Here is a 24,316-nt window from a genome sequence, read left to right as displayed (position 1 = left end):
CCTAGACGAGTCTTTCCGAACACGTTCAGTGGTCGTAGGCGGTCAGTGAACGGCTGACCGCCTGGCCGGTCTGGAAGTTGCGCCAGATCGCGGCCGCCAGCGCGAGCACCCGCTGGGCCACCCGCACACTGACGCCCTCGATCGTGCGAGCGCCGTGTTGTTCCAGGTCAAGCTGTCCTTTGAAGGTGTCGTTGACCGACTCGACCAACTGGCGGACCTTCTTGAGCATCGGCTCCCCGGGACGCATGACCTCCCGCTTGCGCGAGGGCCGCAGCAGGGTGATGCCCTGCTCGGACAGTGACCGCTCCAAGGGCTTGGAGGCGAAACCCTTGTCGGTGACCAGCAGCAACCCCTTCCGGTCGGCCACCAGATCGGCGTCGACCTCCAGCATCGCGGCCAGTACCTCGCGCTCGCCGATCTTCGGGTCGGCCAGGGCCCACAGGATCGGCATCCCCGAGGGCGTGCACACCAGGTACAGCCGAAGCCCCCAGAAGAACCGGGAGTGCGACGCGCAGTAGCCGTAGTTGGCCCAGCCCGCCAGAGCCGAGCGTTTGACCGTGGTCCGTGACATCCCGCACGGCACCGGGGTGGAGTCGCAGATCCACACGGTCTCGTTCCAGAAGTCGGTGTCGGCGGCCAGGATCCGGATCCATCGTTTGATCTGGGGCAGCGCGGCTCGGAGCCGTTTGTTGTATCCCGGGTCCAGGGGGATGTGGGGAAAGGCCTCGGACAGGTGCTTGCGGGCGTAGCGCAGCCACCGGGCCTCGTTGTGGTGGCCGAGCAGGGCCTGCATGACGGCCAGGCACAGCAACTCCGAGTGACTGAGTTTCGGGGGACGTCCGGGGAGCCGGGCCAAACCAGCGCGGTCGTCGTCGATCTTGACGTAGAGTGCTGTCACGAGGGTGTCTATGTCTTGGCTCACACCAGATCATGGACACCCTCTCTTCGTGCGCGCAGGCTTTTGGAAAGACTCGTCTAGTCGGCGGTGCCGGGATGGACTACCCGGCGGTGCGGTCGTCCGCTGATCGCGCCGATCCGCTCGTGTGCCTCGGCGCGGTGCGACCCGGTCGGCGGGATCGGTCCGGGCGGGCGCGTCGTCGTCGGGAGCGCCCGGCGTCAGTAGGCGGGGAGCAGTTCGGGCCAGTCGAAGAGGTAGACCGAGTAGACGATCACGCCGACGGTCAGCAGCGGCGTGACGACCTTCTTCTCCACGGGGCCGTCGGTCACGAACCCCTGGCCCTGGCCGATCTTCTTCTTGCTGATCGGCCAGAAGAGCGGAACGCCCATCTTGGTGATCATGTCGCCGACGAAGTGCAGGACGCAGCCGAAGGCCACCGCCAGCCCGAGCCACGTGTAGTTCACGCCCGAGGTGAAGAGGGCGATGGTGATCGCCGCCGTGCCCAGGGCGTTGATGATCCCGGACGCGGCCCGGTTCTTGTCCAGTCCGAAACCCAGGCCCTGGAGCGCGATGCCGATGAGCAGGAAGACGAACACCTGCACGGCCAGTTCCGACCACAGGGCCAGCAGTTGGACCAGGACCCCCATGAGGACCGCGAACAGGAACGAGTGCGTGCCCACGCGGTGCCCGCCGAACGCCCACGAGAGGATCCCGCTCAGGGTCTCGGTGACCTTCCCGTAGGTCTTGGTCACCGTGGCGCTGCGGTGGTCGAGGTCGGGCAGGAGCGCCGCTCCCGCGCACACGAGCGATCCGGCGACGATCTCACCCGCGCCCAGGTCGAAGCTGAGCCCGAGGAACTCCGTCCCCTGCACGAGCGGAACGACCGCCATCCAACCGACCACGCCGCTCATGGCGTGAGAGTGCCCCATCATGGCCGGAACCGTAGCGGAGTACCGCATTCACCGCGAATCAGAGGGGAATTCCGGGCCGCCACATTCGACGCACGACGCCCGTCAGGCTCGTTCACGCCATTCTCGCGCGGTGATCGCGGTCCGATATCCACAGCTCGCCTTGGAGGTCATTGACGCTGATCTCCTCCGGTTGGTAAACAACCAACCAACCCCCCGGTGGCACGCCACCGAGCCCACGATCCCGACAGGGGCCGCCATGCACACCCACCCCCGCACTCCCGGCATCCTCCTCCGCGCGCGGGCGCCACCGTCGTCGCGCTCCTCCTCGTCGGGGGCACGGCGCGCCCGCCGCGGCCGGGGTCCCCGACCGTGACACGCTCACGGTCGCCGTCTCCCAACAGGTCGACACGTTCAACCCCTTCGTCGCCCAGCTGGCGGTTACCACCACGTCCTCGGCCACGTCTACGACACCCTGGTCACCGTCGACCCCGAGACCAACGAGCCCGCCCCCGCCCTCGCCCAGGAGTGGGAGGCCGGCGAGGACGGTCTCACGTGGACCTTCCGCCTGCGCGACGACGCCGTCTTCACCGACGGGGAGCCGCTCACCGCCGACGACGTGGTGTGGACGCTCACCACGATCATGGAGGAGAGCGCCGCCGCCGTCGCCTCGGGCAGCTACGTCGCCGGGTTCGAGTCGGTCACAGCGGACGGCGACCACACCGTCGTCGTCGAACTCGCCGAACCCCAGGCCACCATGGAGTCCCTCGCCGTCCCCATCGTCCCCAGACACGTGTGGGAACCGATCCTGGAGCAGGAGGGCGAGGCCTTCTCCGACTACGCCAACGAGGAGTTCCCCGTCGTCGGCAGCGGGCCGTTCACCCTGGTCGGCCATGAACCGGGCGAGTCCATCACCCTGGCGGCCAACCCGGACCACTGGCGGGGCGCCCCGGGCTTCGACGAGATCGTCCTGCGGTACTACTCCGAGAAGGACGCCGCGGTCGAGGCGTTGCGCGGCGGCGAGGTCTCGTTCGTCTACGAACTGACCGAGGCCCAGGCCACCTCCCTGGAGGGCGTCGACGGCATCACGGTCAACCGGGCCGAGGGCAAGCGCTTCCAGGCCTTCACCGTCAACCCCGGCGCCCGTACCCAGGACGGCGAGGAGTTCGGCGACGGCCACCCCGCCCTCGCCGACCGCACCCTGCGCCGGGCCATCGCCACGGCCGTGGACAACGACGAGATCGTCGAACTCGCGCACGGCGGCCAGGCCGTCGCCGCGGGAGGCTACATCCCCGCCCGCTACGACGATTTCCACTGGTCGCCGGAGGGGGAGGAGGATGTCCTCGCCTTCGACCCCGACGCCGCCAACGCGATGCTCGACGAGGCCGGGTACGAGCGCGGGGAGGACGGCGTACGGGTCTCTCCCGACGGCGACCGGCTCGACCTGCGCCTGCACGTGCACCGCGACCGGCCCGCCAACGTCAACGCCGGACTCATCCTCGTCGAGCGCCTGGCCGACATCGGCATCGAGGTCGAGAACCTGACCGTGGACCCGGGTGTGCTCAGCGACGCCCTGTACGCGGGCGAGTACGACCTCATCTTCACCGGGTGGACGGTCAACCCCGACCCCGACTACGTGCTCGGCATCCACACCTGCGACGCCCTGCCCGAGGAGCCGGGCACCATGCAGGGCGACGCCTACTTCTGCGACGAGCGCTACGACGAGCTCTACGCGGCCCAGCTCGCCGAGTACGACCGCCCCGCGCGCGCCGCGATCATCCACGATCTCCAGGAAGTCCTCTACCGCGAGGCGGTCGTCAACGTCCTCGCCTACCCCGACATCATGGAGGCCTACCGCAGCGACCAGGTCGGCGGCATCCAGATCCAGCCGGACCCGGGCGGCAACATCTGGGGCCAGGACGGCTACTGGGCGTTCTGGTCGGCCCAGCCCGTCGCCTCCGCGGACTCCGGGCTGTCCGGCGCGGGCCTGTCCTTCCTGGTCGTCGCCGGGGCGGTCGTGGCCGTCGCGGTGGCCGCCGGCGCCTTCGTCCTCGTTCGCCGCCGCGCCACCGTGGAGGACCGCGAGTGACCTCGAACCCCACCACGACGGGCGGTCCGCGCGCCCAGGAGGCGCCGGACGCCCCCGCCCCGCACGCCGGCGCGGGCCCCGAGCGCGCCTGGCGCGTCCTCGTCCACGTGGCGGGGAAGCTGGTGACCGCGGCGGTCTCCCTGCTCGCGGTGGTCGTCGCCGGATTCTTCCTCTTCCGGATCCTGCCCGGCGACCCGGTCCGGGCGATGACCGAGGGGCGCGAGGTCACCGCCGAGCAGCGCGAGGAACTGCGCCGCCAGTTCGGGCTGGACCAGCCGCTGTGGCAGCAGTTCCTCGACTACTGCGCGGGGCTGGCCCGCTTCGACCTCGGCACCTCCTTCCAGTACCGGGAGCCGGTGGCCGACCTCATCCTCGAACGGCTGGGTCCCACGGTCCTGCTCGCCGGGACCGGCACGGTCGTGGCGGCGCTGCTCGGCCTGTCCCTCGCGCCCGCGCGGGGTGGCGGCCGGGCGGACGCGCCGACCGCGCGCATACCGCCGTGGCCCTGTTCCTGTGGTCGGTGCCCACGTTCTGGCTGGGGCTGTTGCTCATCGTCGTGCTCGCCTCGGGGCGCGGGTTCGTGCCCGGACTGTTCCCCACCGGGGGCATGGCCGACCCGGGAGTGACCGGAACACTGGACACCGCGCTGAGCGTCGCGTGGCACATGGTGCTGCCCGTCGCCACCATGGTCGCGGTGATCTACGCCCAGTACCTGATGATCATGCGCTCCTCCCTGATGGACGAGCGGGGCGCCGACTACCTCACCACCGCCCGTGCCAAGGGCCTGCGCGACGGTCTCGTCCGCCGCAGGCACGCCGTGCCCAACGCCCTGCTGCCCACCGTGACACTGGTCTTCCTCAACCTCGGCCAGGTGGTCTCCGGCGTCATCCTGGTCGAGACCGTCTTCTCCTGGCCAGGACTCGGCCAGCTCTTCTACTCCGGCCTGCGCGTGCCCGACCTCGGGCTCGTCCAGGGATTGTTCGTCGTCTTCGCGGCCTCGGTGATCCTCATGAACCTCCTCGCCGACCTGGTCTATCCGCTGCTCGACCCCCGGGTACGGCCGTGAGCGCCCCGAACGGGCCGGGCGCCCGGCCCGACCCGCGCCCGGCCGACCCGGGCACCGGGCCCGTGTCGGGCGCCGCGGCGGGCCCGCTCCCGGCTCCACCCGGGCCCGCCGCATTGGCCTGGCGCCGCCGCCGGGCGGCCCTGGCCGCGTTCGCCCGTGACTACGCCCGACACCGCTCGGGCCTGGTCGGGCTGGCGATCCTGCTCGCCATCGGCGCGGCGGCCCTGACCGCCCCCCTCTTCGTGGACGAGAGCGGACTGTCCATCACCCAGCGCCCGGAAGTCCCTACGAGCCGCCCAGCCGCCGTTACCCGCTCGGCACCGACAACTTCGGCCGGTCGGTCCTCGACCTCGTCGTCTGGGGCGCCCGGGTCTCGCTCTCGGTCGGGTTCCTCGCCACGTTCGTCTCGGTCGCGCTGGGCACCCTCGTCGGGGTGAGCGCGGGGCACTTCGGCTCCCACGGCGGCCTGGGCGCAAGGGCGGTGTCCGCGGCCCTGATGCGCGTCACCGACTGGTTCCTCGTGCTGCCCACCCTCGTGCTGGCCGTCGCGCTCGCCGCAGTCCTGCCACGCGGCCTCGGCACCGTCGTCCTGGCCATCGGACTCACCGTGTGGCCGCCCACCGCCCGGTTGGTCCGTGCCCAGACCCTCGCCGTGGAGGCCAGACCCTACGTCGAGCGCGCCCGCGCGCTCGGCGGCGGCCATGCCCACGTCATGCTCTGGCACGTTCTGCCGAACGTGATGCCGGTGGTACTGGCCCAGACCACGCTGTTGGTGGCCACCTCCATCATCGCCGAGTCCACCCTGTCCTTCCTCGGCATGGGCGACCCCGCCACGGTGTCGTGGGGCGGCGTGCTGGAGGCCGCCCGCAACGCGGGGGCGATCAGCGCGGGGATCTGGTGGTACATGCTCCCGCCGGGGTTGGCGATCGCCGTGGTCGCCCTGTCGTTCACCCTGTGCGGGCGCGCGGTCGAGTCCGTCCTCAACCCGCGGGAGGCGCGTTGACCACCCTCCTCGACGTGCGCGACCTGCACGTCGCCTACCGTTCCGTGCGCGGTGACGTCCCGGCCGTGCGCGGCGTGGACCTGACCCTCGACGCGGGGAGCACGCTCGGGGTGGCGGGGGAGTCCGGCAGCGGCAAGTCCACCGTCGCACTGGCGCTGCTGCGGCTGCTCCCGGGGACCGCCCGCACCACTGGGCGGATCCTGCTGGAGGGCGAGGACGTCCTGGGGATGCGGTGGGGCCGGCTGCGCGCGGTGCGGTGGACGGGCGCGGCCATCGTCTTCCAGGGCGCGTCGCACTCGCTGAACCCGGTGCGCAGGGTCGGCGACCAGATCGCCGAGCCCATGCTCATCCACCGCACGGTCCCCTCGGGCCGGGTGCGGGGCAGGGTCGCCGGACTGCTGGAGCGGGTGGGTCTGCCCGCGACGCGGGCGGGCGACTACCCGCACCAGCTCTCCGGAGGCCAACGGCAGCGGGTCATGATCGCCATGGCGCTGGCGTGCGAGCCGCGCCTGGTCATCGCCGACGAGGCCACCACCGCCCTGGACGTGATGATCCAGGCGCAGGTCCTGGCCCTGCTCGGGGGACTCACCGCAGACCAGGGCATCGGCATGATCATGATCAGCCACGACCTGGCCGTGCTCGCGGCGCACTGCGACCGGTTGGCCGTGATGTACGCGGGCCGGATCGTCGAGCAGGGACCCGCGGCCGAGGTCGTGGACAGCCCGGCGCACCCCTACGCGGGCGCGCTGAGCGCCGCGTTCCCGAGGATCGGGGACCCCGCCTCGCGTCTGGCCCCCCGGGGCCTGCCGGGCGAGCCGCCCGACCCCGCCGCCCCGCCCCCGGGGTGCGTGTTCCGGCCGCGTTGCGCCGTGGCGGAGGCCGTCTGCACCACCGTCGACCCGCCGCTGTGGCCGGTCGCCCCCGACCGCGAGGGCCGTTCCTCCCGTCACGCGGCGTGCGTGCACGTCGGTCCGGCCGGACGGGGGTCCGTGCCCGTGGAGCGCCCATGACCCGTGTCCCCGTCGAGGAGGGCCGCCGCCTGAACACCGCGCGCACCGACGCCCGCACACCTTCGCCACCCGAGCACGATCCCGCCGGGGTCCCGGGCACCCGCCCGGTGCTGAGCGCGCGGGGGGTGGAGGTCGCCTTCAGAGCGGGCATCGCCCCCGGCGGCGGCGGGGGGACTTCCCGCGCGGTCGACGGCGTCGACCTCGACGTCGGCGCGGGGGAGATCGTGGCGCTGGTGGGGGAGTCCGGGTGCGGCAAGACCACCCTGGGGCGGGTCCTGCTCGGCCTGGAGCGTCCCACCCGGGGCCACGTGACCTTCGAGGGCGAGCCCTTGCGCTACGGCAGCCGCCACCTGCGCGACTTCCGCCGCAGGGTGCAGTTGGTGCAGCAGGACCCCGCGGGGTCGCTCAACCCGCGCCGCACCGTCTACGAGTCGGTGGCCGAGGGGCTGCGCGTCCACGAGGGGACCACGGCCGACGAGGCTGAGACGGTGGCTCGGGCACTGGCCCGCGCCGGTCTGCGTCCGCCCGGACGGTTCCTGGCACGGTACCCGCACGAACTGTCCGGCGGGCAGCGCCAGCGCGTGGTGATCGCGGGCGCGCTGGTGCTGGATCCGGAGGTGCTCGTGGCCGACGAGCCGGTGGCCTCCCTGGACGCGTCGGTCCGCGGCGAGATCCTGCGCCTGCTGCTGGACCTGCGCGCCGACCTGGGGCTGTCGGCCCTGGTGGCCACGCACGATCTGGGCCTGGCGTGGAACATCGCCGACCGCGTCGCCGTGATGTACCTGGGGCGGGTGGTGGAGGTCGGCCCGGTGGAGGAGGTGCTCGCGGCGCCCGCGCACCCCTACACCCGCGCTCTGCTGTCGGTGCTGCCCGAGACCGGGGAAGAGCCGATGGTGCTGTCGGGGGAGCCACCGGACCCGCGTCACGTCCCCCCGGGATGCCGCTTCCACCCGCGCTGCCCGGTGCTGGCCTCGGGCGAGGCGGAGCGCGCGGGCGTGGCCGACCGCTGCCGGACGGTTGACCCGGGGAGCCTGATGGGTGGCGGAGGGCGCCAGTACGCGTGCCACGTGAGCGCGGACGAAGGTGGTCGGATACGGCCACGGTCCGGTGTGTGAGGCGATGGAACAGCATTCCGCGGGGGCGGGGTTCGGGTGGCCATGACATCAGCGCGCACCGTCCCGGACAGCACCGACACCACCGGATCCGCCGCCGCGACGCCCGCTCCCGGGCCGGTGGTCACCGAACGGGACGTCTGGCACGGCCGGGAGCTCGACCTCGACGCCTACCTGGAGCGCGTCGGACTGGCGGGCGCCCAGGAGCGCGCCGTGGTCGAGGAGCGCCTCAGGGAGTCCAGCCAGGGGTGATGCAGCTCACAGCAGGGGATGTGCGCTGTCCGCATGCGCCACGCCACTCGGAGTCATCAGGAGTGTCGTCGGTGGGCCTGCCGGGCGTGACACGGCGCATGCGGATTGTTCATCCGATTTCTGGTCATTTCCCATGTTCGACCTCACTGACTCATGGGCAGGACCTTTGAGGTGCCACCGAGGCTCGGTGCACCGAGAGGGGCGTCCCATGGCACGCATCACCACGGACGACGTACACGACTACATCAACGGGGTCTGCTTCAAGACCGGACCTCCCGGCAAGGTCGGGGTCGAGACCGAATGGCTCGTCACGGACCCGGCCCGGCCGACCGAACGCGTCCGCCTCGACCGCCTCGCGGAGGCGCTGGACACCACGACGACCCTGCCCGGGGGAAGCAGGGTCACCTTCGAACCCGGCGGACAGCTCGAACTCAGCTCTCCAGCCCTACCCGGCCCCGCCCGGGTCCACGAGGCCCTGGCCGCGGACCTGGACCACGTCGCCAAGAACCTCGCCGAGGCCGGACTCCGACTCTCCGGCGCGGCCCTCGACCCGGTCCATCCGCCCCGCCGGCAACTCCGTTCGCCCCGTTACGCGGCGATGGAGCGCTTCTTCGCCAATCACCGCCAGCCCAGCGGCCGCACCATGATGTGCAGCACCGCCTCCGTCCAGGTCTGCCTGGACACCGGCTCCGACACCGCAGACCTGCGCGCCCGCTGGGAACTCGCGCACCGCCTCGGCCCGCCGCTGGTCGCCGTGTTCGCCAACTCCGCCCACTGGCGGGGCCGCCCGACGGGATGGAAGTCCACCAGGTGGGTCATCTGGGCCGCCACCGACTCCTCCCGTACCCGGCCGGTCCTGGACGGAGCCCACCGGGCCGACCCCGCGACCGCCTGGGGCCAGTACGCGCTGGCCGCCCGGGTGATGGCGATCCCCGAGACCCCCGACGGGGACGGCCGATGGGCCCCCGACCCCGGGATCACCTTCGCCGAGTGGCTCGGGGGCCGAGGGCCCCGAGCGGCCACCCTGGCCGACCTGGAGTTCCACCTCAGCACGCTCTTCCCGCCCGTCCGTCCGCGCGGCTGGTGGGAGCTGCGCATGATCGACGCCCTGCCCCACCGCTGGTGGCCGGTCCCCCTGGCCCTGACCGCCGCCCTGCTCGACGACCCCGTGGCCCGCTCCACCGCGGAGGAGGTCGCGGAACGGCTGTGCGGACCAGGTGTACCCGATCCCCGCCTGTGGCTTCGGTCCGCCCAGCGGGGCATGGCCGACCCCGACGTCGCGAAGTGCGCCATCGCCTGCGTCGACGCGGCCGTTCGCGCCCTGCCCCGGATGGGCGCCGCCCATCTGGCCTCCCTTGTCGACGACTACGCGGACCGGTACACGCGGCGGGGGCTGTCCCCGGCCGACGACGGTCCGCGCGTCCCCGGTCCCCGGGGCGCGCAGACCAGGCGTCCGGGACGGGTCCGGACCCGACACACCACCCCGAGTCCAGTGGAGGAGCGCGGTGAACCACGAACAGGATCGCGCCAAGGAGCGCATCGCCGTCGAACTCGAACGCAGCCGCCGGCGCAGCAACGGTCTGACACTCGACGCCCTCAACGACGAGGGGCTGCTCGCCCAGCACTCCAAGCTCATGTCGCCGCTGGTCTGGGATCTGGCGCACATCGGCAACTACGAGGAGCAGTGGTTGCTGCGGGCCGCTGGCGGACGGGAGTCCCTGCGCCCCGACATCGACCGCCTCTACGACGCCTTCGAGAACCCGCGCGCCGAACGCGTCACCCTGCCGCTGCTCACCCCGGAGGAGGCCGCCGAGTACAACGACCGGGTCCGCGGCCAGGTGCTGGACGTCCTGGACGAGGTCGACATCTCCCCGGCCGTGCCCGGTCAGCGCGAGGGCTGCGACCCCCACCGGGCCCTGCTCGACTCCGGGTTCGTCTTCCACATGGTCATCCAGCACGAACACCAGCACGACGAGACCATGCTCGCCACGCATCAGCTCCGCAAGGGCGAACCGGTGCTCCTGGACACGTCCGGTGACGTCGCCCCGCTGAGCCCGCCCGCCGCGACCGAGGTGCTCGTGCCCGCGGGGCCGTTCACCATGGGCGCCTCCGACGATCCCTGGGCCTACGACAACGAGCACCCCGCGCACACCGTCGACCTGCCCGCGTTCTGGATCGACACCCGACTCGTCACCAACGCCGAGTACCTGCGGTTCATGGACGACGGCGGCTACCGGACCCGGCACTGGTGGAGCCGTGAGGGCTGGGAGTGGCTGAACCGGCGCAACGCTATCGCCCCGGCGTTCTGGAGCCGCGAGGGACAGGAGTGGTCCCGCCGCAGGTTCGGCCGCAACGAGATGGTGCCGTCGGAGGAACCCGTCCAGCACGTCAGCTTCCACGAGGCGCAGGCGTACGCGCGCTGGGCGGGCAAGCGCCTGCCCACCGAGGCCGAGTGGGAGAAGGCCGCCCGCTTCGACCCCGACACCGGGCGGTCGACCCGCTATCCGTGGGGCGACGGCGAGCCCGAACCCCGCCACGCCAACCTGGGCCAGCGCCGCCTGGGCCCCTCGCCGGCCGGGCGCCACCCCGACGGGGCCTCCCCGCTGGGCGTGCAGCAGCTGATCGGCGACGTGTGGGAGTGGACGTCCACGACCTTCGACGGCTACACGGGGTTCCACGCCTTCCCCTACCGGGAGTACTCGGAGGTGTTCTTCGACGAGGGGTACAAGGTGCTGCGCGGGGGTTCGTGGGCGACCCACCCCACCGCGGTCCGCTCGACGTTCCGGAACTGGGACCATCCGATCCGCCGGCAGATCTTCAGCGGTGTGCGCTGCGCGCGCGACGCGGAGCCCGTCTGATGTGCCGCCATCTCGCCTACCTGGGGCCGCCGCGCACGCTGCACGATCTGCTGTACGCGGCGCCCCACTCGTTGCACACGCAGTCCTGGGCGCCGCGCCGCCAACGGTACGGCACGGTCAACGCCGACGGGTTCGGGGTCGGGTGGTACCCACGGGGGGACTCCGCCGAGGGACTTCCTCCCGAACCCCTCCGCTACCGGCGCGCCATGCCGATCTGGGGTGACGCCTCGTTCGCCGACGCCGCCCGGGCGATCACCGCCGGATGCGTGGTGGCGGCCGTCCGGGACGCCACCGCCGGGTTCGGTTCGGAGGAGTCGGGGGCCCAACCGTTCCGCGGCGACCGGCTGCTGTTCAGTCACAACGGCGCGGTCAAGGACGACGAGGCGCTCACCGCGGCCCTCGCCGCGCCCCCGCCCGCCGGAGCCCTGGACGCGCGCTCGCCGGTCGATTCCGCGCCGCTGTTCGCGCACACCGTTCGGCTGTGGCGCTCCTCGGGCGACCTGCCGGGCACGCTCGCGGCCGTGGTCGTCCACGCCCGCGAGCACTCCGAGGGCCGGTACAACCTGTTGGCCAGCGACGGCCGGTCGATCGTCGGCACCGCTGCGGGCGACACCCTGTTCACCCTGCGCGAACCCGACGGAGGGGTCTTCCTGGCCTCCGAACCCTTCGACGACCGGCCGCGATGGCGGCCGATCCCCGACGACGCACTGGTCGTGGCCACCCCTGAGGGCACCGAGATCACACCGCTCCGCTGAGCAGACGCCTACGGCACTACACCCCCACCGTTACCTCGCGCCCTGGGTACATCACTTAGGGACACAGGAGGCATCATGTTCCGGATTGACCGAAACTTGACCGCTGAGGACCTTGACAAGGCACTCCGCAGGGATGTTGCCGAGGGGCTCACCGCGCGTCCCAAGCAGCTCCCGCCCAAGTGGTTCTACGACGAACACGGCAGCGCCCTCTTCGAGGAGATCACCGGGCTGGCCGAGTACTACCCCACGCGCGCCGAACGTTCGATCCTCCAGGAACGCGCCGACGACATCGCCGACGCCGCGGGCGCGAGGCACTCATCGAACTCGGATCCGGATCCGGTGTGAAGACCAGGCTCCTGCTCGACGCGATGCGTCGCCACGGCGGCCTCACGCGGTTCGTGCCGGTGGACGTGAGCGGTGACTTCCTCGCCGCCTCCGCCTCCGGGCTCGCCAGGGACTACCCGAGTCTGGACGTCCACGCCGTGGTCGGAGACTTCGAGGAACACCTCGGTCTGCTGCCCGTCAGCGAGGAACACGGCCGCCAGATCCTCGCCGTCCTCGGCTCCACCATCGGCAACCAGGAACCCCTCGCCCGCGCCACCTTCCTCCGGGACGTCCGGGGCGTCCTGCGCTCCGGCGACTCCCTCCTCCTGGGCGCCGACCTCGTCAAGGACCCTGGACGCCTCGTCACCGCCTACGACGACGCCCGGGGCGTCACCGCCGCCTTCAACCGCAACGTCCTCTCCGTCATCAACCACCAGCTCGGCGCGGACTTCGATCCCGGCTCCTTCGGCCACGTCGCCCTGTGGGACGCCGAACAGGAGTGGGTCGAGATGCGCCTGCGCTCCCTCGTCGACCAGCGGGTCCATGTCGCCGACCTGGACCTGACCGTCGACTTCTCCGCCGGTGAGGAGATGCGCACCGAGATCTCCGCCAAGTTCCGCCGCGAGCGCCTGGGAGGGGAGCTCGTGCGCCGGGTTCACCCCCACGCGCTGGTGGACCGACCCGGCCGACGACTTCGCCCTCGCCCTGGCCACCGTCCACTGAACGGGTCACAGCGCCGTGGCCATCCCCAGGAGGGTCCCCACCAGGTACGTCACCAGCATCGCGAACGCCCCGCCCGCCACGGACCGCGCCGCCGCACGCGAGGCCGCTGCACGGCCCAGCCGGGCGCTCACCGCGCCCAGCGCCCCGGTGGCCGCCAGGACCGCCACCACCGTGACCGCCAACCGCCACGCGTCCGGGCTGAGCAGCATCGCCGACAGCGGCACCAGGGCCCCCAGCACGAAGGCGATCAGACTCGACCCGGCCGCCTGCCACGGGTTGACCCGGTAGCGGGTCAGGCCCAGCTCAACCTCGGCGTGGGCACTGAGCGCGTCGTGCGCGGTCAGCGCCCGCGCCACCTCGTGCGCGAGCCGTGCGTCCAGGCCCCGGGCGCGGTAGAGGTCGGTCAGCTCCCGCAGCTCACCGGCCGGATCGGTCGCCAACTCCCACCGCTCGCGCGCGATCGCCGCCCGTTCGGCGTCCCGCTGCGTGCTGACCGACACGTACTCCCCGGCGGCCATCGACAGGGCCCCCGCCATGGTGCCGGCCACCCCCGCGATCAGCAGTGCCCCGCGGTTGGGCGTCGCTCCGGCCACGCCGACGACCAGGCCCGCCATGGACACGATGCCGTCGTTGGCGCCGAGCACCGCCGCGCGCAGCCGGTTCAGCAGTGACCCCAGCCGCTTCTGCTTCCCGTCCGCCCCGTCGGGCCCCGGTTCGGGTCCTGGCCGTGCCATGGCGTCATCGTCGCACGTGGCCGGGCCGGGGACGGGCAGCGACTCCGGTACCGTTGTGCCGTGTTCAAGGTAGGAGTTTTCGGCGCCGATGGGCGCATGGGGTCAGAGGTCGTCAGGGCGGTTCAGGGCGCCACGACATGGAACTCGTCGCGGGGATCGACCGCGCCGCCGACCGCGACGCGGTCCTGGGGGCGGACTGCGTCGTCGACTTCACCCACCCCGACGCGGTGATGGACAACCTGGAGTGGCTGATCGGCCACGGCGTCCACGCCGTCGTGGGCACCAGCGGATTCGACGAGGCCAAGCTCGCGCGGGTGCGGGCCGCGCTGGCGGCCAAACCGGGCGCGAAGGTCCTGATCGCGCCGAACTTCGGTGTGGCCGCCGTGCTGATGATGCATTTCGCGCGCAGGGCCGCCCCGTACTTCGACTCGACCGAGATCATCGAGCTGCACCACCCCGACAAGGCCGACGCTCCCAGCGGCACCGCCTACCGGACCGCCGAACTGGTCGCGGAGGCCCGGCGCGAGGCGGGCCTCGCCCCGATGCCCGACGCCACCACCTCCGAGATCCCGGGCGCCGGGGCGCCGACGTCGACGGCGTCCGCGTACACGCCCTGCGCGTCCGCGGGCTCATCGCCCACCAGGAGGTCGTGTTCGGCGCAGACGGAGAGACCCTCACGATCCGGCACGACTCGATGAACCGCACGTCCTTCATGCCGGGCGTCCTCCTGGGCATCCGGAGGGTTGCCGACCTACCCGAGCCGCTCACCCTGGGCCTGGAGCCCCTGCTCGGCCTGGAGTAGCGCCCGGCGTCCCGGGCCGCGTCGGACGAGGCGCGGCCCGGACCCCGGTCACCCGGTCGGCGGCAGAACCTGCTCGCCGTCCTCCAGGTAGAGCGGCCCCCCGCCGTCCGCCACGGTGAGCGCCGCGAGCATCCTCCGGGCCACGTTCGGGGACAGGACCCGGCACAGGCCGTCCGGGTCGTGCCACGCCCACCCCGAGAGCTCGTCCTCGGGGAGCCGCAGTTCGGCCCGCTCGGGCAGCTCCGCGGTGAACAGCCAGTGGAGCGCCGCCGTGCGCGGTGGGCGCGCCGGGACCCAGTCCACGACCGCCAGGCGCGCGACGCTGGCCTCGACGCCCAACTCCTCGCGCAGCTCGCGCCGGCACGCGGCCAGCGGGGACTCACCCGCCTCGATGATCCCGCCGGGGATCCCCCAGGGGCGCTCGGGGGCGTACGTGCGCTCGACCAGCAGCACCCCGCCGCTCGCGGAGCGGATCACGGCCCCCGCGGCGCCCCGGGTCGCGGGCAGGCTCGCGTAGAACTCCTCCTCGGTCACGCCCCCGACCCTAGGGCATGCGGGGGCACGCGCCCCGGCGGCCGGGGACCCCGCTCCTCAGCCCAGAGCCAGACCGATCGAGAACAGCACGCCGAAGGCCAACTGGAGCTTGCCGGTCTCGCCCAGCCCCAGCACCAGTTCGCGGCCGACCTGACCGCCCAGGACGCGGCGGATCGGCGGCACGGCCAGCGGCGCGGACAGCACCACCAGCGGGACCCACCAGAACACCGGGGTCAGCACCAGCGCCACGGCGTAGACCGCGGCGATCGCCGCCGCGAACAGACGGCGCGTGCCGGTCTCGCCCAGCCGCACGGCCAGCGTGATCTTGCCCGTCTCCCGGTCGGTCGGGATGTCCCGCAAGTTGTTGATCACCAGCACCGAGCACGACAGCAGGCCCACCGGCACCGCCGCCACCCACGCCTGCCACGGCGCGGCGCCCACCTGGACGAACACGGTGCCCACGACGGCCACGAGCCCGAAGAACACGAACACCGACACCTCGCCCAGGCCCCGGTACCCGTACGGCGATCGTCCGCCCGTGTAGTACCACGCGGCGGCGATCGCGGCGGCGCCCACCAGCAGCAGCCACCACGAGGAGGTCGCCACCAGCACCAGGCCCACCGCGGCCGCGAGACCAAAACACGCCAGCGCCGCCGTCAGCACCTGCCCGGCCGGGGCCAGCCCGCTCGCGGTCAGCCGCACCGGGCCCGTCCGTTCGGCGGTGTCGGTCCCCTTGACGCCGTCGCTGTAGTCGTTGGCGAAGTTCACGCCCACCTGGAGCGCCAGCGACACCGCCATCGCCAGCAGTGCCTTCCACCACACGAACCCGCCCAGGGCGAACGCCAGTGCGGTGCCGACGGCCACCGGCACGATCGAGTTCGCCAGCGTACGGGGGCGCGTCCCCGAGACCCATTCCCTGACCGTGGCCACGCGCGGTCCCTCCACCCTCGACGCGCCCGCCCGCCGGGCGCACCGCCTCCCCACGGTAGTCCCCGCCCGAGGCGGGTCGCGCCGGCCCTCCGGGTTCGGCGATCGCGGCGATCACCGCCCGGGGTCGCGCCCGCACGCCCCGATGGTGGCGGGCCACGGGCCGACCGGAGCGCGGACCTGACATCACACGGCGATCGCGGCGTGCAGGCGCACCAACGCCAACGGCCGTCCCAGGTCGATCTCCCGGCGGGCCCCGTCCGGACGCCACCCGGCGGACTCGAAGAAGGCCCGCAACGCGTTGTCGGACTCGGGCACCCACACGTACACGGTCCCGAAACCCGCCTCGACCAGCTGCTCCACGCACGCGTTCAGCAACCGGCTCCCGTGCCCGCACCGGGTGCGCTCCGGGGCCACGTGCAGGGCGAACACCTCCGCGTCCCCGCCGGGCCACAGATCCGGGTCCCCGGCGGGACCGAACGCGGCGAAGCCACCACCCTGCGAACCCCGGACTCCTCGTCCGTGGCCACGACCAACCGGTGCCGGGAGGTGGGCGGCGACGCCAGCGCCGCCGTCCACCTCTCCCGGAACCGGTCGCGCGCCTCCTCGCCCGCCATCTCCGCGAGCACGTCGTCGGGCAGCATCGTCCCGTACACCGCCCGCCACGAGTCCACCTGGACGGCCACCACGGCGTCCACATCGGCGGCGCGGGCGGGGCGGACGAACTGGGCTCGGGACACGGTCGGGCCTCCTCGATCGGCAAGATGACCAACACCGGAGTTTCCGGACCTTGCCATGGCATGGGAACATCTACGTCGTGAGCCTCATTATCAGAGTTATCGTGAACGCGCTCGCCCTTTGGGCGGCTGTCTTCCTGATCGACGGAATCGAGGTCGCCACCCGGGACACCACCGAGCAGATCCTCGTCTACCTTGGTGTCGGCGCGATCTTCGGCCTCGTCAACGCGGTCATCAAACCGATCGTCACGACGGTGGGATGCCTGTTCTACGTCCTGACCCTGGGACTGATCGGGCTCGTCGTCAACGCGCTGCTGCTCCTGCTCACGAACTGGATCGCCGGACTCTTCGACCTTCCGTTCAGCATCGACGGGTTCTGGCCCGCGTTCTGGGGCGCGATCGTCATCTCGATCGTGAGCTGGCTGGCCAGCCTGTTCCTTCCCGACGGCGCCGACGACTGACCCTTCACCCCCCGTCCCGCCGCGCTGACCTGCGAGCGGACCCCGGACCCGCCCGCGTGGCGCGGGTCCGGGGAGGGTAGGTTCACCATCCGGGCCATCCACCTCGACCCACGAGGACGGCGGCCCGCGCAGGCTCGACCCCGTGCCCCACGCGGGGCACACCAGATCTTTCCCGCGACCGGAACGGTTTCCGCCGGTCGCGGCGGCGGACGCGAAGCGCCGCCCGCCCGCGCCCGGACGCGTCCGGACCGCGGGCACGTCCAGCTGTTGACGCACACCGAGAGGAGGAGGGGCACACCCGGGCCCATCCGCCCCGCAGCGGCGGCCCGAACGCCTTTCACAGCGATGGTGGACACCAAGAACCGCCCATTCGGCAAGATGCTGACCGCGATGGTCACGCCCATGATCGAGGACGGCGAACTCGACTACGAGGGCGCGGCCCGACTCGCCACCTATCTGGTGGACGAGCAGCACAACGACGGTCTCGTGATCAGCGGCACGACCGGTGAGTCGCCCACGACGAGCGACGACGAGAAGGACCGCCTGCTTCGCGCGGTCCTGGAGGCCGTCGGCGACCGCGCCACCATCGTGGCCGGGGTCGGGACCAACGACACCCGCCACAGCATCCGCCTGGCCCAGGCAGCGGAGAAGGCGGGCGCGCACGGGCTGCTGGCCGTCACGCCCTACTACAACAAGCCGCCGCAGGAGGGCCTGATCCGGCACTTCACCTCGATCGCCGACGCGACCGAACTGCCGGTCATGCTCTACGACATCCCGCACCGCACCGGGACGCCGATCGCCTCCGAGACCCTGGTCCGGTTGGCCGAGCACCCGCGCATCGTCGCGAACAAGGACGCCAAGGACAACGTCGGCGCCAGCTCCTGGGTCATGGAGCGCACCGACCTGGCCTACTACTGCGGCACCGACATCCTCAACCTGCCGCTGCTGTCGGTGGGCGCCGCCGGGTTCGTCAGCGTCGTCGGCCACATCGTCGGCGCCGACCTGCGCGAGATGATCGACGTCTACGAGGCGGGTGAGGTCCAGCAGGCGCTGGCCATCCACCGCCGGCTCACGCCCGTGTACACGGGGATGTTCCGCACCCAGGGCGTCATCACCACCAAGGCCGTGCTCAACCTGTTCGGCCTGCCGTCCGGTCCGGTGCGCACGCCGCTGGCCGACGCCTCAGCCGAGCTCCAGGCCCTCCTGCGCGAGGACCTCGCCGCGGCCGGCGTCAAGGGCCCGATCGGCCTCGCGCCCCACCAGGCCGTCCCGGCCAGCGCCGTCAACGTCGAGCGTCTGGCGGAGGGGTCCGTATGAGCCACCCCCACCCCGAACTGGGGCCGCCGCCCCCGCTCGGCGAGGGCGCGCTGCGCGTCGTCGCCCTGGGAGGGCTCGGCGAGATCGGCCGCAACATGACGGTCTTCGAGTACGGCGGCCGACTGCTCGTCGTCGACTGCGGCGTCCTCTTTCCCGAGGAGGAGCAGCCCGGCGTCGACCTGATCCTGCCCGACTTCGACTACATCCGGGACCGGCTCGACGACGTCGAGGCGATCGTGCTCACCCACGGACACGAGGACCACATCGGCGGTGTGCCCTTCCTGCTGCGCGAGCGCGAGGACATCCCGCTCGTCGGCTCCAAGCTCACCCTGGCGCTGATCACCGCCAAGCTGGGCGAGCATCGCATCAAGCCGGAGACGGTCCTGGTCGAGGAGGGGGAGCGGCATGACTTCGGCCCCTTCGACCTGGAGTTCTTCGCCGTCAACCACTCCATCCCCGACGCTCTGGCGATCGGCATCCGCACCCCGGGCGGGACGGTGCTGCACACCGGCGACTTCAAGATGGACCAGCTGCCGCTGGACGGGCGCCTCACCGACCTGGGAGGGTTCGCCCGGTTCGGCGACGAGGGTGTCGATCTGCTGCTGTCGGACTCCACCAATGCCGAGCAGCCGGGTTTCGTGGTCAGCGAGCGCGACCTGAACGAGGCCATCGACAAGGTGTTCCGCACCTCCGACAAGCGCATCGTCGTGGCCTGCTTCGCCTCCCACGTGCACCGCGTCCAACAGGTGATCGACGCCGCCGTCAAACACGGCCGCAAGATCGCGTTCGTGGGCCGCTCCATGGTCCGCAACATGAACATCGCGCGCGACCTCGGCTACCTGAGCGTGCCCGGGGACACCGTCATCGACGCCAAGCAGCTCGACCAGATGCCGCCGCACGAGGTGCTGATGGTGTGCACGGGGTCGCAGGGCGAACCGATGGCCGCGCTGAGCCGCATGGCCAACCGCGACCACCAGATCCGGATCGAGGAGGGCGACACCGTCCTGCTCGCGTCCTCGCTGATCCCGGGCAACGAGAACTCCGTCAACCGGGTGATCAACGGCCTGACCCGCTGGGGCGCCAGGGTCGTGCACAAGGGCAACGCGCTGGTGCACGTGTCGGGACACTCGTCCGCGGGAGAACTGCTGTACGTGCTCAACATGGTGCGACCGCGCAACTTCATGCCGGTGCACGGCGAGTGGCGGCACCTGCGCGCCCACGCCGACCTGGCCAAGGCCACCGGGATCCCGCAGGACCGGATCGCCATCGCCGAGGACGGCGTCGTCGTCGACCTGTACAAGAACCGGGCCAAGATCGTCGGCGCGGTCCAGGCCGGGTACGTGTACGTGGACGGCTCGTCGGTCGGCGACGTCTCCGAGGCCTCACTGAAGGACCGCCGCATCCTCGGCGAGGAGGGGTTCATCTCCGTCGTCGTGGCCGTGGACTCCACCACCGGCAAGATGCTCGGCGAACCCGAGATCCACACCCGCGGCGCCGGGATCGCCCCGGACGCCTACGACGACGTCGTGGACAAGCTCCAGGCCGCCCTGGACAAGGCCGCCGCCGACGGCGTCAACGACCCGCACCAGCTGCGGCAGCTCATCCGCCGCAGCGCGGGCCGGTGGGTGAACGAGACCTACCGCCGCCGTCCCATGATCATCCCCGTCCTGGTCGAGGTCTGACCCACACCCGACGCACGGCCCGAGGCGCGACCCGCGCACTCGGGCCGTGCGTGTTCCCGGCGGGCCACTTTCGCGACACGCCGACTCGGGATCCGCTCCGGGCCTGGACTTCCTAGTAGGCTGCGCGCCGTGGCGTGCGTCCTGCCCGCCGAACCGAACGATCCGCCGCCCCCTGGAGGTGCACCCCCGATGGCCGCGCGTGCCAAGTCCTCCGGAGGCTCCGGGCGTTCCGGCCGGAAGAGACCCCACGCGCGCAGGTCGGCCCCCGCACGCATGCCAGACGGCCCCATCGCGTTCGTCTTCACCCTGTTCGGACAGTTCCTGTTGGTGCTGTGGAAGATCCTCGCGCATACCGTGGGCGGCGCGGCGCGCGCCGTGGGCCGCAGCGCCCGCGACCTCGACCCCGACCTGCGCCGGGACGGCGCCGGACTGATCCTGCTGGCGGCGGGCGTCCTCATCGCCGGGGCGGTGTGGTGGCAGAGCGATGGGCTGCTGCTGCGGGCCACCCGCACGGTCGTCGTCGGCGGCTTCGGGACCTTCTCACCGATCCTGCCCCTGCTGTTCCTGCCCGTCGCCGTCCGACTGATGCGCACCCCCTCCACCGCGCGGGAGGGCGACGCCGGACGCCTGTTCATCGGCTTCAGCGCGATCATGCTCGGCCTGCTCGGACTCGTCCACATCGGTCACGGCGTCCCCCAACCCGCCGAGGGGCTGGAGGCGCTCATGGACTCCGGCGGGCTCATCGGCTACGTCGCTGCCGGGCCGCTCAGCGCCATCGTCACCCCGTGGCTGACCGGCCTGCTCCTGGCGCTCATCCTCGTCTTCGGCGTCCTCGTCGTCACCGCCACCCCCATCCGACGCGTCCCTGAACGGCTCCAGACGCTCCTCGGAGCCCTCATGGAGCGCGACACCGGCCCTGACTCGGGCCTGGGAATCCTGGGCGCCGACCCCGGACCGGACCGGACCCGGCGCCGCCCCGGGCCGAGGAGGAAGCAGAGCGGGCAGACCGTCGCGGGCGACCGCGAACGCCCCTACGACAGCCCCGTCCTGCCCGGCGACCCCGACACCGCACCCCTGGCCCCCGCCCTCACAGACGAGGAGGAGACGGAGACGGCACGGGATCGGCCCCGAACCAAGCGCAGGGGCAAGCCCGCCCCGGCCGACGGGGAACCGGCCCCCGACCACTCGCCGCAGCCCGTCACCAGCGAGCAGCTGTCCATCCCCTCCCGGGTGGTCGACGGCGACTACCACCTGCCGACCCCGGGGATGCTCAGGCCCGGAAGCCCGTCCAAGCCCCGTACCAGGGCCAACGACGAGGTCGTCGACGCCCTGTCGGGCGTGCTCACCCAGTTCGCCGTCGACGCCGAGGTCACCGGCTTCACGCGCGGCCCCACGGTGACCCGCTACGAGATCGAACTGGGCCCGGCGGTCAAGGTGGAGAAGGTCACCGCGTTGGCCAAGAACATCTCCCTGGCGGTCAAGAGCGCGACGTGCGCATCCAGTCGCCGATCCCCGGCAAGTCCGCGATCGGCGTGGAGATCCCCAACACCGACAAGGACGTCGTCAGCCTGGGCGACGTGCTGCGCTCACCGGCGGCGACCTCCGACGACCACCCCATGCTCGTGGGCCTGGGCAAGGACGTCGAGGGATCCAACGTGGTGGCCAACCTCGCCAAGATGCCGCACGTGCTGGTCGCGGGAGCCACCGGCGCCGGCAAGTCCACGTGCATCAACGGGCTGATCACCTCGCTGATGATGCGCGCCACCCCCGAGGAGGTGCGCATGATCCTCGTCGACCCCAAGCGGGTCGAACTGACGATGTACGAGGGCATCCCCCACCTGATCACCCCCATCATCACCAACCCCAAGCGGGCCGCCGAGGCGCTCCAGTGGGTCGTGGGCGAGATGGACCGGCGCTACGACGACCTGGCCGCGTCCGGCTACCGGCACGTCGACGACTTCAACGCCGCCGTCCGCACGGGCGAGTTGAAGGCTCCCCCCGGCAGCGAACGCGAGTACCGGCCCTACCCCTACCTCCTGGTGATCGTGGACGAGCTCGCCGACCTGATGATGGTCGCCCCGCGCGACGTCGAGGACGCGGTCGTGCGCATCACCCAACTGCGCGCGCGGCGGGAATCCACCTGGTGCTGGCCACCCAGCGGCCCAGCGTCGACGTCGTCACCGGGCTGATCAAGGCCAACGTGCCCTCCCGCCTGGCCTTCGCCACCTCCAGCCTGTCCGACAGCCGCGTCATCCTCGACCAGCCCGGCGCGGAGAAGCTGGTCGGCAAGGGCGACGCGCTCTTCCTCCCCATGGGCGCGGGCAAGCCCATCCGGCTCCAGAACGCGTGGGTGTCGGAGAAGGAGATCCGCGCGATCGTCGAGCACTGCAAGAAGCAGTCCGAGCCCGACTACCGGGAGGACGTCGCCGCGGGGGAGACCAAGCGCAAGGAGATCGACGAGGAGATCGGCGACGACCTCGACCTGCTGCTCCAGGCGGTCGAACTGGTGGTCACCACCCAGTTCGGGTCCACCTCCATGCTCCAGCGCAAACTCCGGGTGGCTTCGCCAAGGCCGGCCGCCTCATGGACCTGATGGAGAGCCGCGACGTCGTCGGACCCAGCGAGGGCTCCAAGGCCCGCGACGTCCTCGTCACCCCCGACGACCTGCCCGGCGTCCTGGCTGACATCCGCGGCGGATGAGGGTGGACGGCTGACGGTTCCCGGCGTGGACCAATACTCGGGCATCTGTCCGATTTGGTGTGATCTTTGGGGCGGCCTTGGGCGTGGTGGCCTGCGCGTGCGCGCACGGAAGAGCAGAGTGGTTCCGTGTGAGCGCAGAGAGTAGCGGGGGAGTGCGCATGGCGACGATCGGTCAGACCCTGTCGGCGGCCAGAGTGGCGTCTGGACTCACGATCACGGATCTCAGCACCCGTACACGCATCAGGACGCAGGTGCTGCGCGGTATCGAGCAGGAGGACTTCGTCCCGTGCGGGGGAAACTTCTACGCCCGGGGGCACATCCGGGGCATCTGCCGGGCCCTGGGGCTGGACGCGGTCCCGCTCATCGAGGAGTTCGACCGTGAACACGCCCACCTCGACGACAGCGCCTTCGTCCCCCTGACCCGGCATCCCGCCGCCGGGCCCTCCGCAGCCCGCGCGGCGACCGAGGCCGCGCGCGGTCAGGGCTGGGACGACGGCCTGGCCGAGGCCCACACGGTGCCCCGGCGGATCGGCGGCGACCACGACCCCGCCGACGGATCGCCTGGCCGGGGCCGTTCCGAACGCCGCCAGCGGACGCGTTCCCGCGTCCGCGCCGGTCGGCGGGCGCGCGGACGGGCCGCCGCCGTGCCCGGCCCGCGAGGCGGCTCCGAGGGCGACCGGCGCGGTCTCGACACGGTCCCCCGTCCCCGTTCCGCGGTCGGCGACGCCCGCGCGGGTCGGGACGGCGGGGTTCGCCGCCACTGGCCCTGGGCCGTCGTGGGGATCATCCTGCTCCTGGGCGTCCTGGTGGGGGCGCACGCCTGGCTGGAGTGGGAGGGCGCCAACCCGTTGCGCGCCGCCTTCGACACGCGGTCGGACACCGTCGGCTCCGCCGTCGCCGGGGCCGGCGACGCGCGGGTGCCCGCGGAGCGCCCCTCGCTCGACGAACCCGTGCCGGCGGAACCCGAGGAGTTCACCGTCGCCCTCACCGCCTCCGACCGCAGCTGGGTCAAGGTCACCGGAGGCGATGGGGAGGACCTGTTCACGGGCTTCCTTCTGGACGGAGAGACCGAGGAGTACACGACCGGGGACACCGTGGACCTGTGGCTCGGCAACGCGGGCGTGGTCAACGTCGCCGTCGACGGCGAGGACCTCGGGGCGCTCGGGCTCGCCGGAGAGGTCAAGTCCGTGACCATCGGTGCCGACGGCGTCGAGGGATAGCGCTTCCTCCGCCGACCGCACTCCGGGGGGTCGCGCGTCCTGGCGCCGGCGGGGTTCTCGGGAATGGGGCCGCGCCGCAGGCGTCCGACGAGGATGGCGGAGGGCGACGGGCGGGACGAGGCGAGTAGGGTACGGGCGGGTGGGCCGTCCACGGTAGTGTGGTGGGTCGTGGGCGGCGCCACCAGGCGCCGAGCCGCGCGCCTG

The 24,316-nt window shown here is 72.2% G+C and carries 14 protein-coding genes and 8 pseudogenes; 16 read left to right on the top strand and 6 right to left on the bottom strand.

Going from position 1 to position 24,316, the window contains the following annotated elements; genetic code table 11:
- Window positions 1-25: 25 nt before the first annotated feature.
- Entirely contained in the window at window positions 26-922 is an 897-nt protein-coding gene (locus BJF83_RS14910) for an IS982 family transposase (RefSeq protein ID WP_075926752.1), read from the bottom strand.
- 194 nt (window positions 923-1,116) lie between these two features.
- Window positions 1,117-1,830 carry a metal-dependent hydrolase gene (locus BJF83_RS14905; RefSeq protein WP_075926751.1) on the bottom strand — a complete coding sequence of 238 codons (714 nt, stop codon included), beginning with the start codon at window positions 1,828-1,830 and terminating at the stop codon, window positions 1,117-1,119.
- A gap of 195 nt (window positions 1,831-2,025) precedes the next feature.
- Between BJF83_RS14905 and BJF83_RS14900 the strand changes: the two are divergent.
- The 10 genes and pseudogenes from BJF83_RS14900 (at window position 2,026) to egtD (ending at window position 12,998) form a co-directional block, all read left to right on the top strand.
- Window positions 2,026-3,895: pseudogene (locus BJF83_RS14900) on the top strand (ABC transporter substrate-binding protein).
- Window positions 3,892-4,961: pseudogene (locus tag BJF83_RS14895) on the top strand (ABC transporter permease). The pseudogenes BJF83_RS14900 and BJF83_RS14895 overlap by 4 nt, the downstream one beginning before the upstream one ends.
- Window positions 4,958-5,964: pseudogene (locus tag BJF83_RS14890) on the top strand (ABC transporter permease). Before BJF83_RS14895 ends, BJF83_RS14890 begins: the two co-directional pseudogenes overlap by 4 nt.
- Window positions 5,961-6,974 (top strand): ABC transporter ATP-binding protein, encoded by a 1,014-nt coding sequence (locus BJF83_RS14885; RefSeq protein WP_075926750.1) that lies wholly within the window; start codon window positions 5,961-5,963, stop codon window positions 6,972-6,974. The pseudogene BJF83_RS14890 and the gene BJF83_RS14885 overlap by 4 nt, the downstream one beginning before the upstream one ends.
- Window positions 6,971-8,089 (top strand): ABC transporter ATP-binding protein, encoded by a 1,119-nt coding sequence (locus BJF83_RS14880; protein ID WP_083678541.1) that lies wholly within the window; start codon window positions 6,971-6,973, stop codon window positions 8,087-8,089. The genes BJF83_RS14885 and BJF83_RS14880 overlap by 4 nt, the downstream gene beginning before the upstream one ends.
- Before the next feature lie 42 nt (window positions 8,090-8,131).
- Window positions 8,132-8,338, top strand: coding sequence for a hypothetical protein (locus BJF83_RS14875; protein WP_075926749.1), 207 nt, complete (start codon window positions 8,132-8,134; stop codon window positions 8,336-8,338).
- 208 nt (window positions 8,339-8,546) lie between these two features.
- Window positions 8,547-9,809: pseudogene (gene egtA / locus BJF83_RS14870) on the top strand (ergothioneine biosynthesis glutamate--cysteine ligase EgtA); the annotation flags it as partial.
- 34 nt (window positions 9,810-9,843) lie between these two features.
- Window positions 9,844-11,196, top strand: a complete 1,353-nt coding sequence (egtB, locus tag BJF83_RS14865) for an ergothioneine biosynthesis protein EgtB (protein ID WP_075926748.1) — start codon at window positions 9,844-9,846, stop codon at window positions 11,194-11,196.
- The gene (egtC, locus tag BJF83_RS14860; protein ID WP_075926747.1) at window positions 11,196-11,951 is read left to right on the top strand and encodes an ergothioneine biosynthesis protein EgtC; all 756 of its coding nucleotides are present in this window, start codon (window positions 11,196-11,198) and stop codon (window positions 11,949-11,951) included. The genes egtB and egtC overlap by 1 nt, the downstream gene beginning before the upstream one ends.
- Before the next feature lie 75 nt (window positions 11,952-12,026).
- Window positions 12,027-12,998, top strand: a pseudogene (gene egtD, locus BJF83_RS14855) (L-histidine N(alpha)-methyltransferase).
- Window positions 12,999-13,003: 5 nt separating this feature from the next.
- On the opposite strand, the gene BJF83_RS14850 reads toward egtD, so the two are convergent.
- Window positions 13,004-13,732: a VIT family protein gene (locus BJF83_RS14850; RefSeq protein WP_075926746.1), complete on the bottom strand. Its 729-nt coding sequence runs from the start codon at window positions 13,730-13,732 to the stop codon at window positions 13,004-13,006.
- A 96-nt stretch (window positions 13,733-13,828) separates the two neighbouring features.
- Here BJF83_RS14850 and dapB point away from each other — a divergent pair.
- Window positions 13,829-14,534: pseudogene (gene dapB / locus BJF83_RS14845) on the top strand (4-hydroxy-tetrahydrodipicolinate reductase).
- Window positions 14,535-14,582: 48 nt separating this feature from the next.
- Here the strand turns inward: dapB and BJF83_RS14840 are convergent.
- From BJF83_RS14840 to BJF83_RS14830, 3 genes and pseudogenes are all read right to left on the bottom strand, one after another.
- Window positions 14,583-15,068, bottom strand: coding sequence for an NUDIX hydrolase (locus BJF83_RS14840; RefSeq protein ID WP_075926745.1), 486 nt, complete (start codon window positions 15,066-15,068; stop codon window positions 14,583-14,585).
- Between the two features lie 57 nt (window positions 15,069-15,125).
- Complete coding sequence (locus tag BJF83_RS14835) at window positions 15,126-15,998, bottom strand: 1,4-dihydroxy-2-naphthoate polyprenyltransferase (RefSeq protein ID WP_075926744.1); 873 nt, start codon at window positions 15,996-15,998, stop codon at window positions 15,126-15,128.
- 183 nt (window positions 15,999-16,181) lie between these two features.
- Window positions 16,182-16,735 (bottom strand): annotated as a pseudogene (locus tag BJF83_RS14830) (GNAT family N-acetyltransferase).
- Window positions 16,736-16,812: 77 nt separating this feature from the next.
- Here BJF83_RS14830 and BJF83_RS14825 point away from each other — a divergent pair.
- The 5 genes and pseudogenes from BJF83_RS14825 (at window position 16,813) to BJF83_RS14805 (ending at window position 24,112) form a co-directional block, all read left to right on the top strand.
- Window positions 16,813-17,193, top strand: a complete 381-nt coding sequence (locus BJF83_RS14825) for a phage holin family protein (RefSeq protein ID WP_075926743.1) — start codon at window positions 16,813-16,815, stop codon at window positions 17,191-17,193.
- Window positions 17,194-17,538: 345 nt separating this feature from the next.
- On the top strand, window positions 17,539-18,510 hold the full coding sequence (gene dapA, locus BJF83_RS14820) for a 4-hydroxy-tetrahydrodipicolinate synthase (protein WP_075926742.1): 972 nt from the start codon (window positions 17,539-17,541) through the stop codon (window positions 18,508-18,510).
- Complete coding sequence (locus BJF83_RS14815; protein WP_075926741.1) at window positions 18,507-20,192, top strand: ribonuclease J; 1,686 nt, start codon at window positions 18,507-18,509, stop codon at window positions 20,190-20,192. Before dapA ends, BJF83_RS14815 begins: the two co-directional genes overlap by 4 nt.
- Before the next feature lie 189 nt (window positions 20,193-20,381).
- Window positions 20,382-22,892 (top strand): annotated as a pseudogene (locus tag BJF83_RS14810) (DNA translocase FtsK).
- A gap of 158 nt (window positions 22,893-23,050) precedes the next feature.
- Window positions 23,051-24,112 (top strand): helix-turn-helix domain-containing protein, encoded by a 1,062-nt coding sequence (locus tag BJF83_RS14805; RefSeq protein ID WP_187347154.1) that lies wholly within the window; start codon window positions 23,051-23,053, stop codon window positions 24,110-24,112.
- Window positions 24,113-24,316 lie beyond the last annotated feature (204 nt).

It is taken from the genome of Nocardiopsis sp. CNR-923 (assembly GCF_001942255.1).
Taxonomy (GTDB): Bacteria; Actinomycetota; Actinomycetes; order Streptosporangiales; family Streptosporangiaceae; genus Nocardiopsis.
Note: the sequence above shows the minus strand (reverse complement) of the source record. Positions and strands in the feature narration are given on the sequence as shown.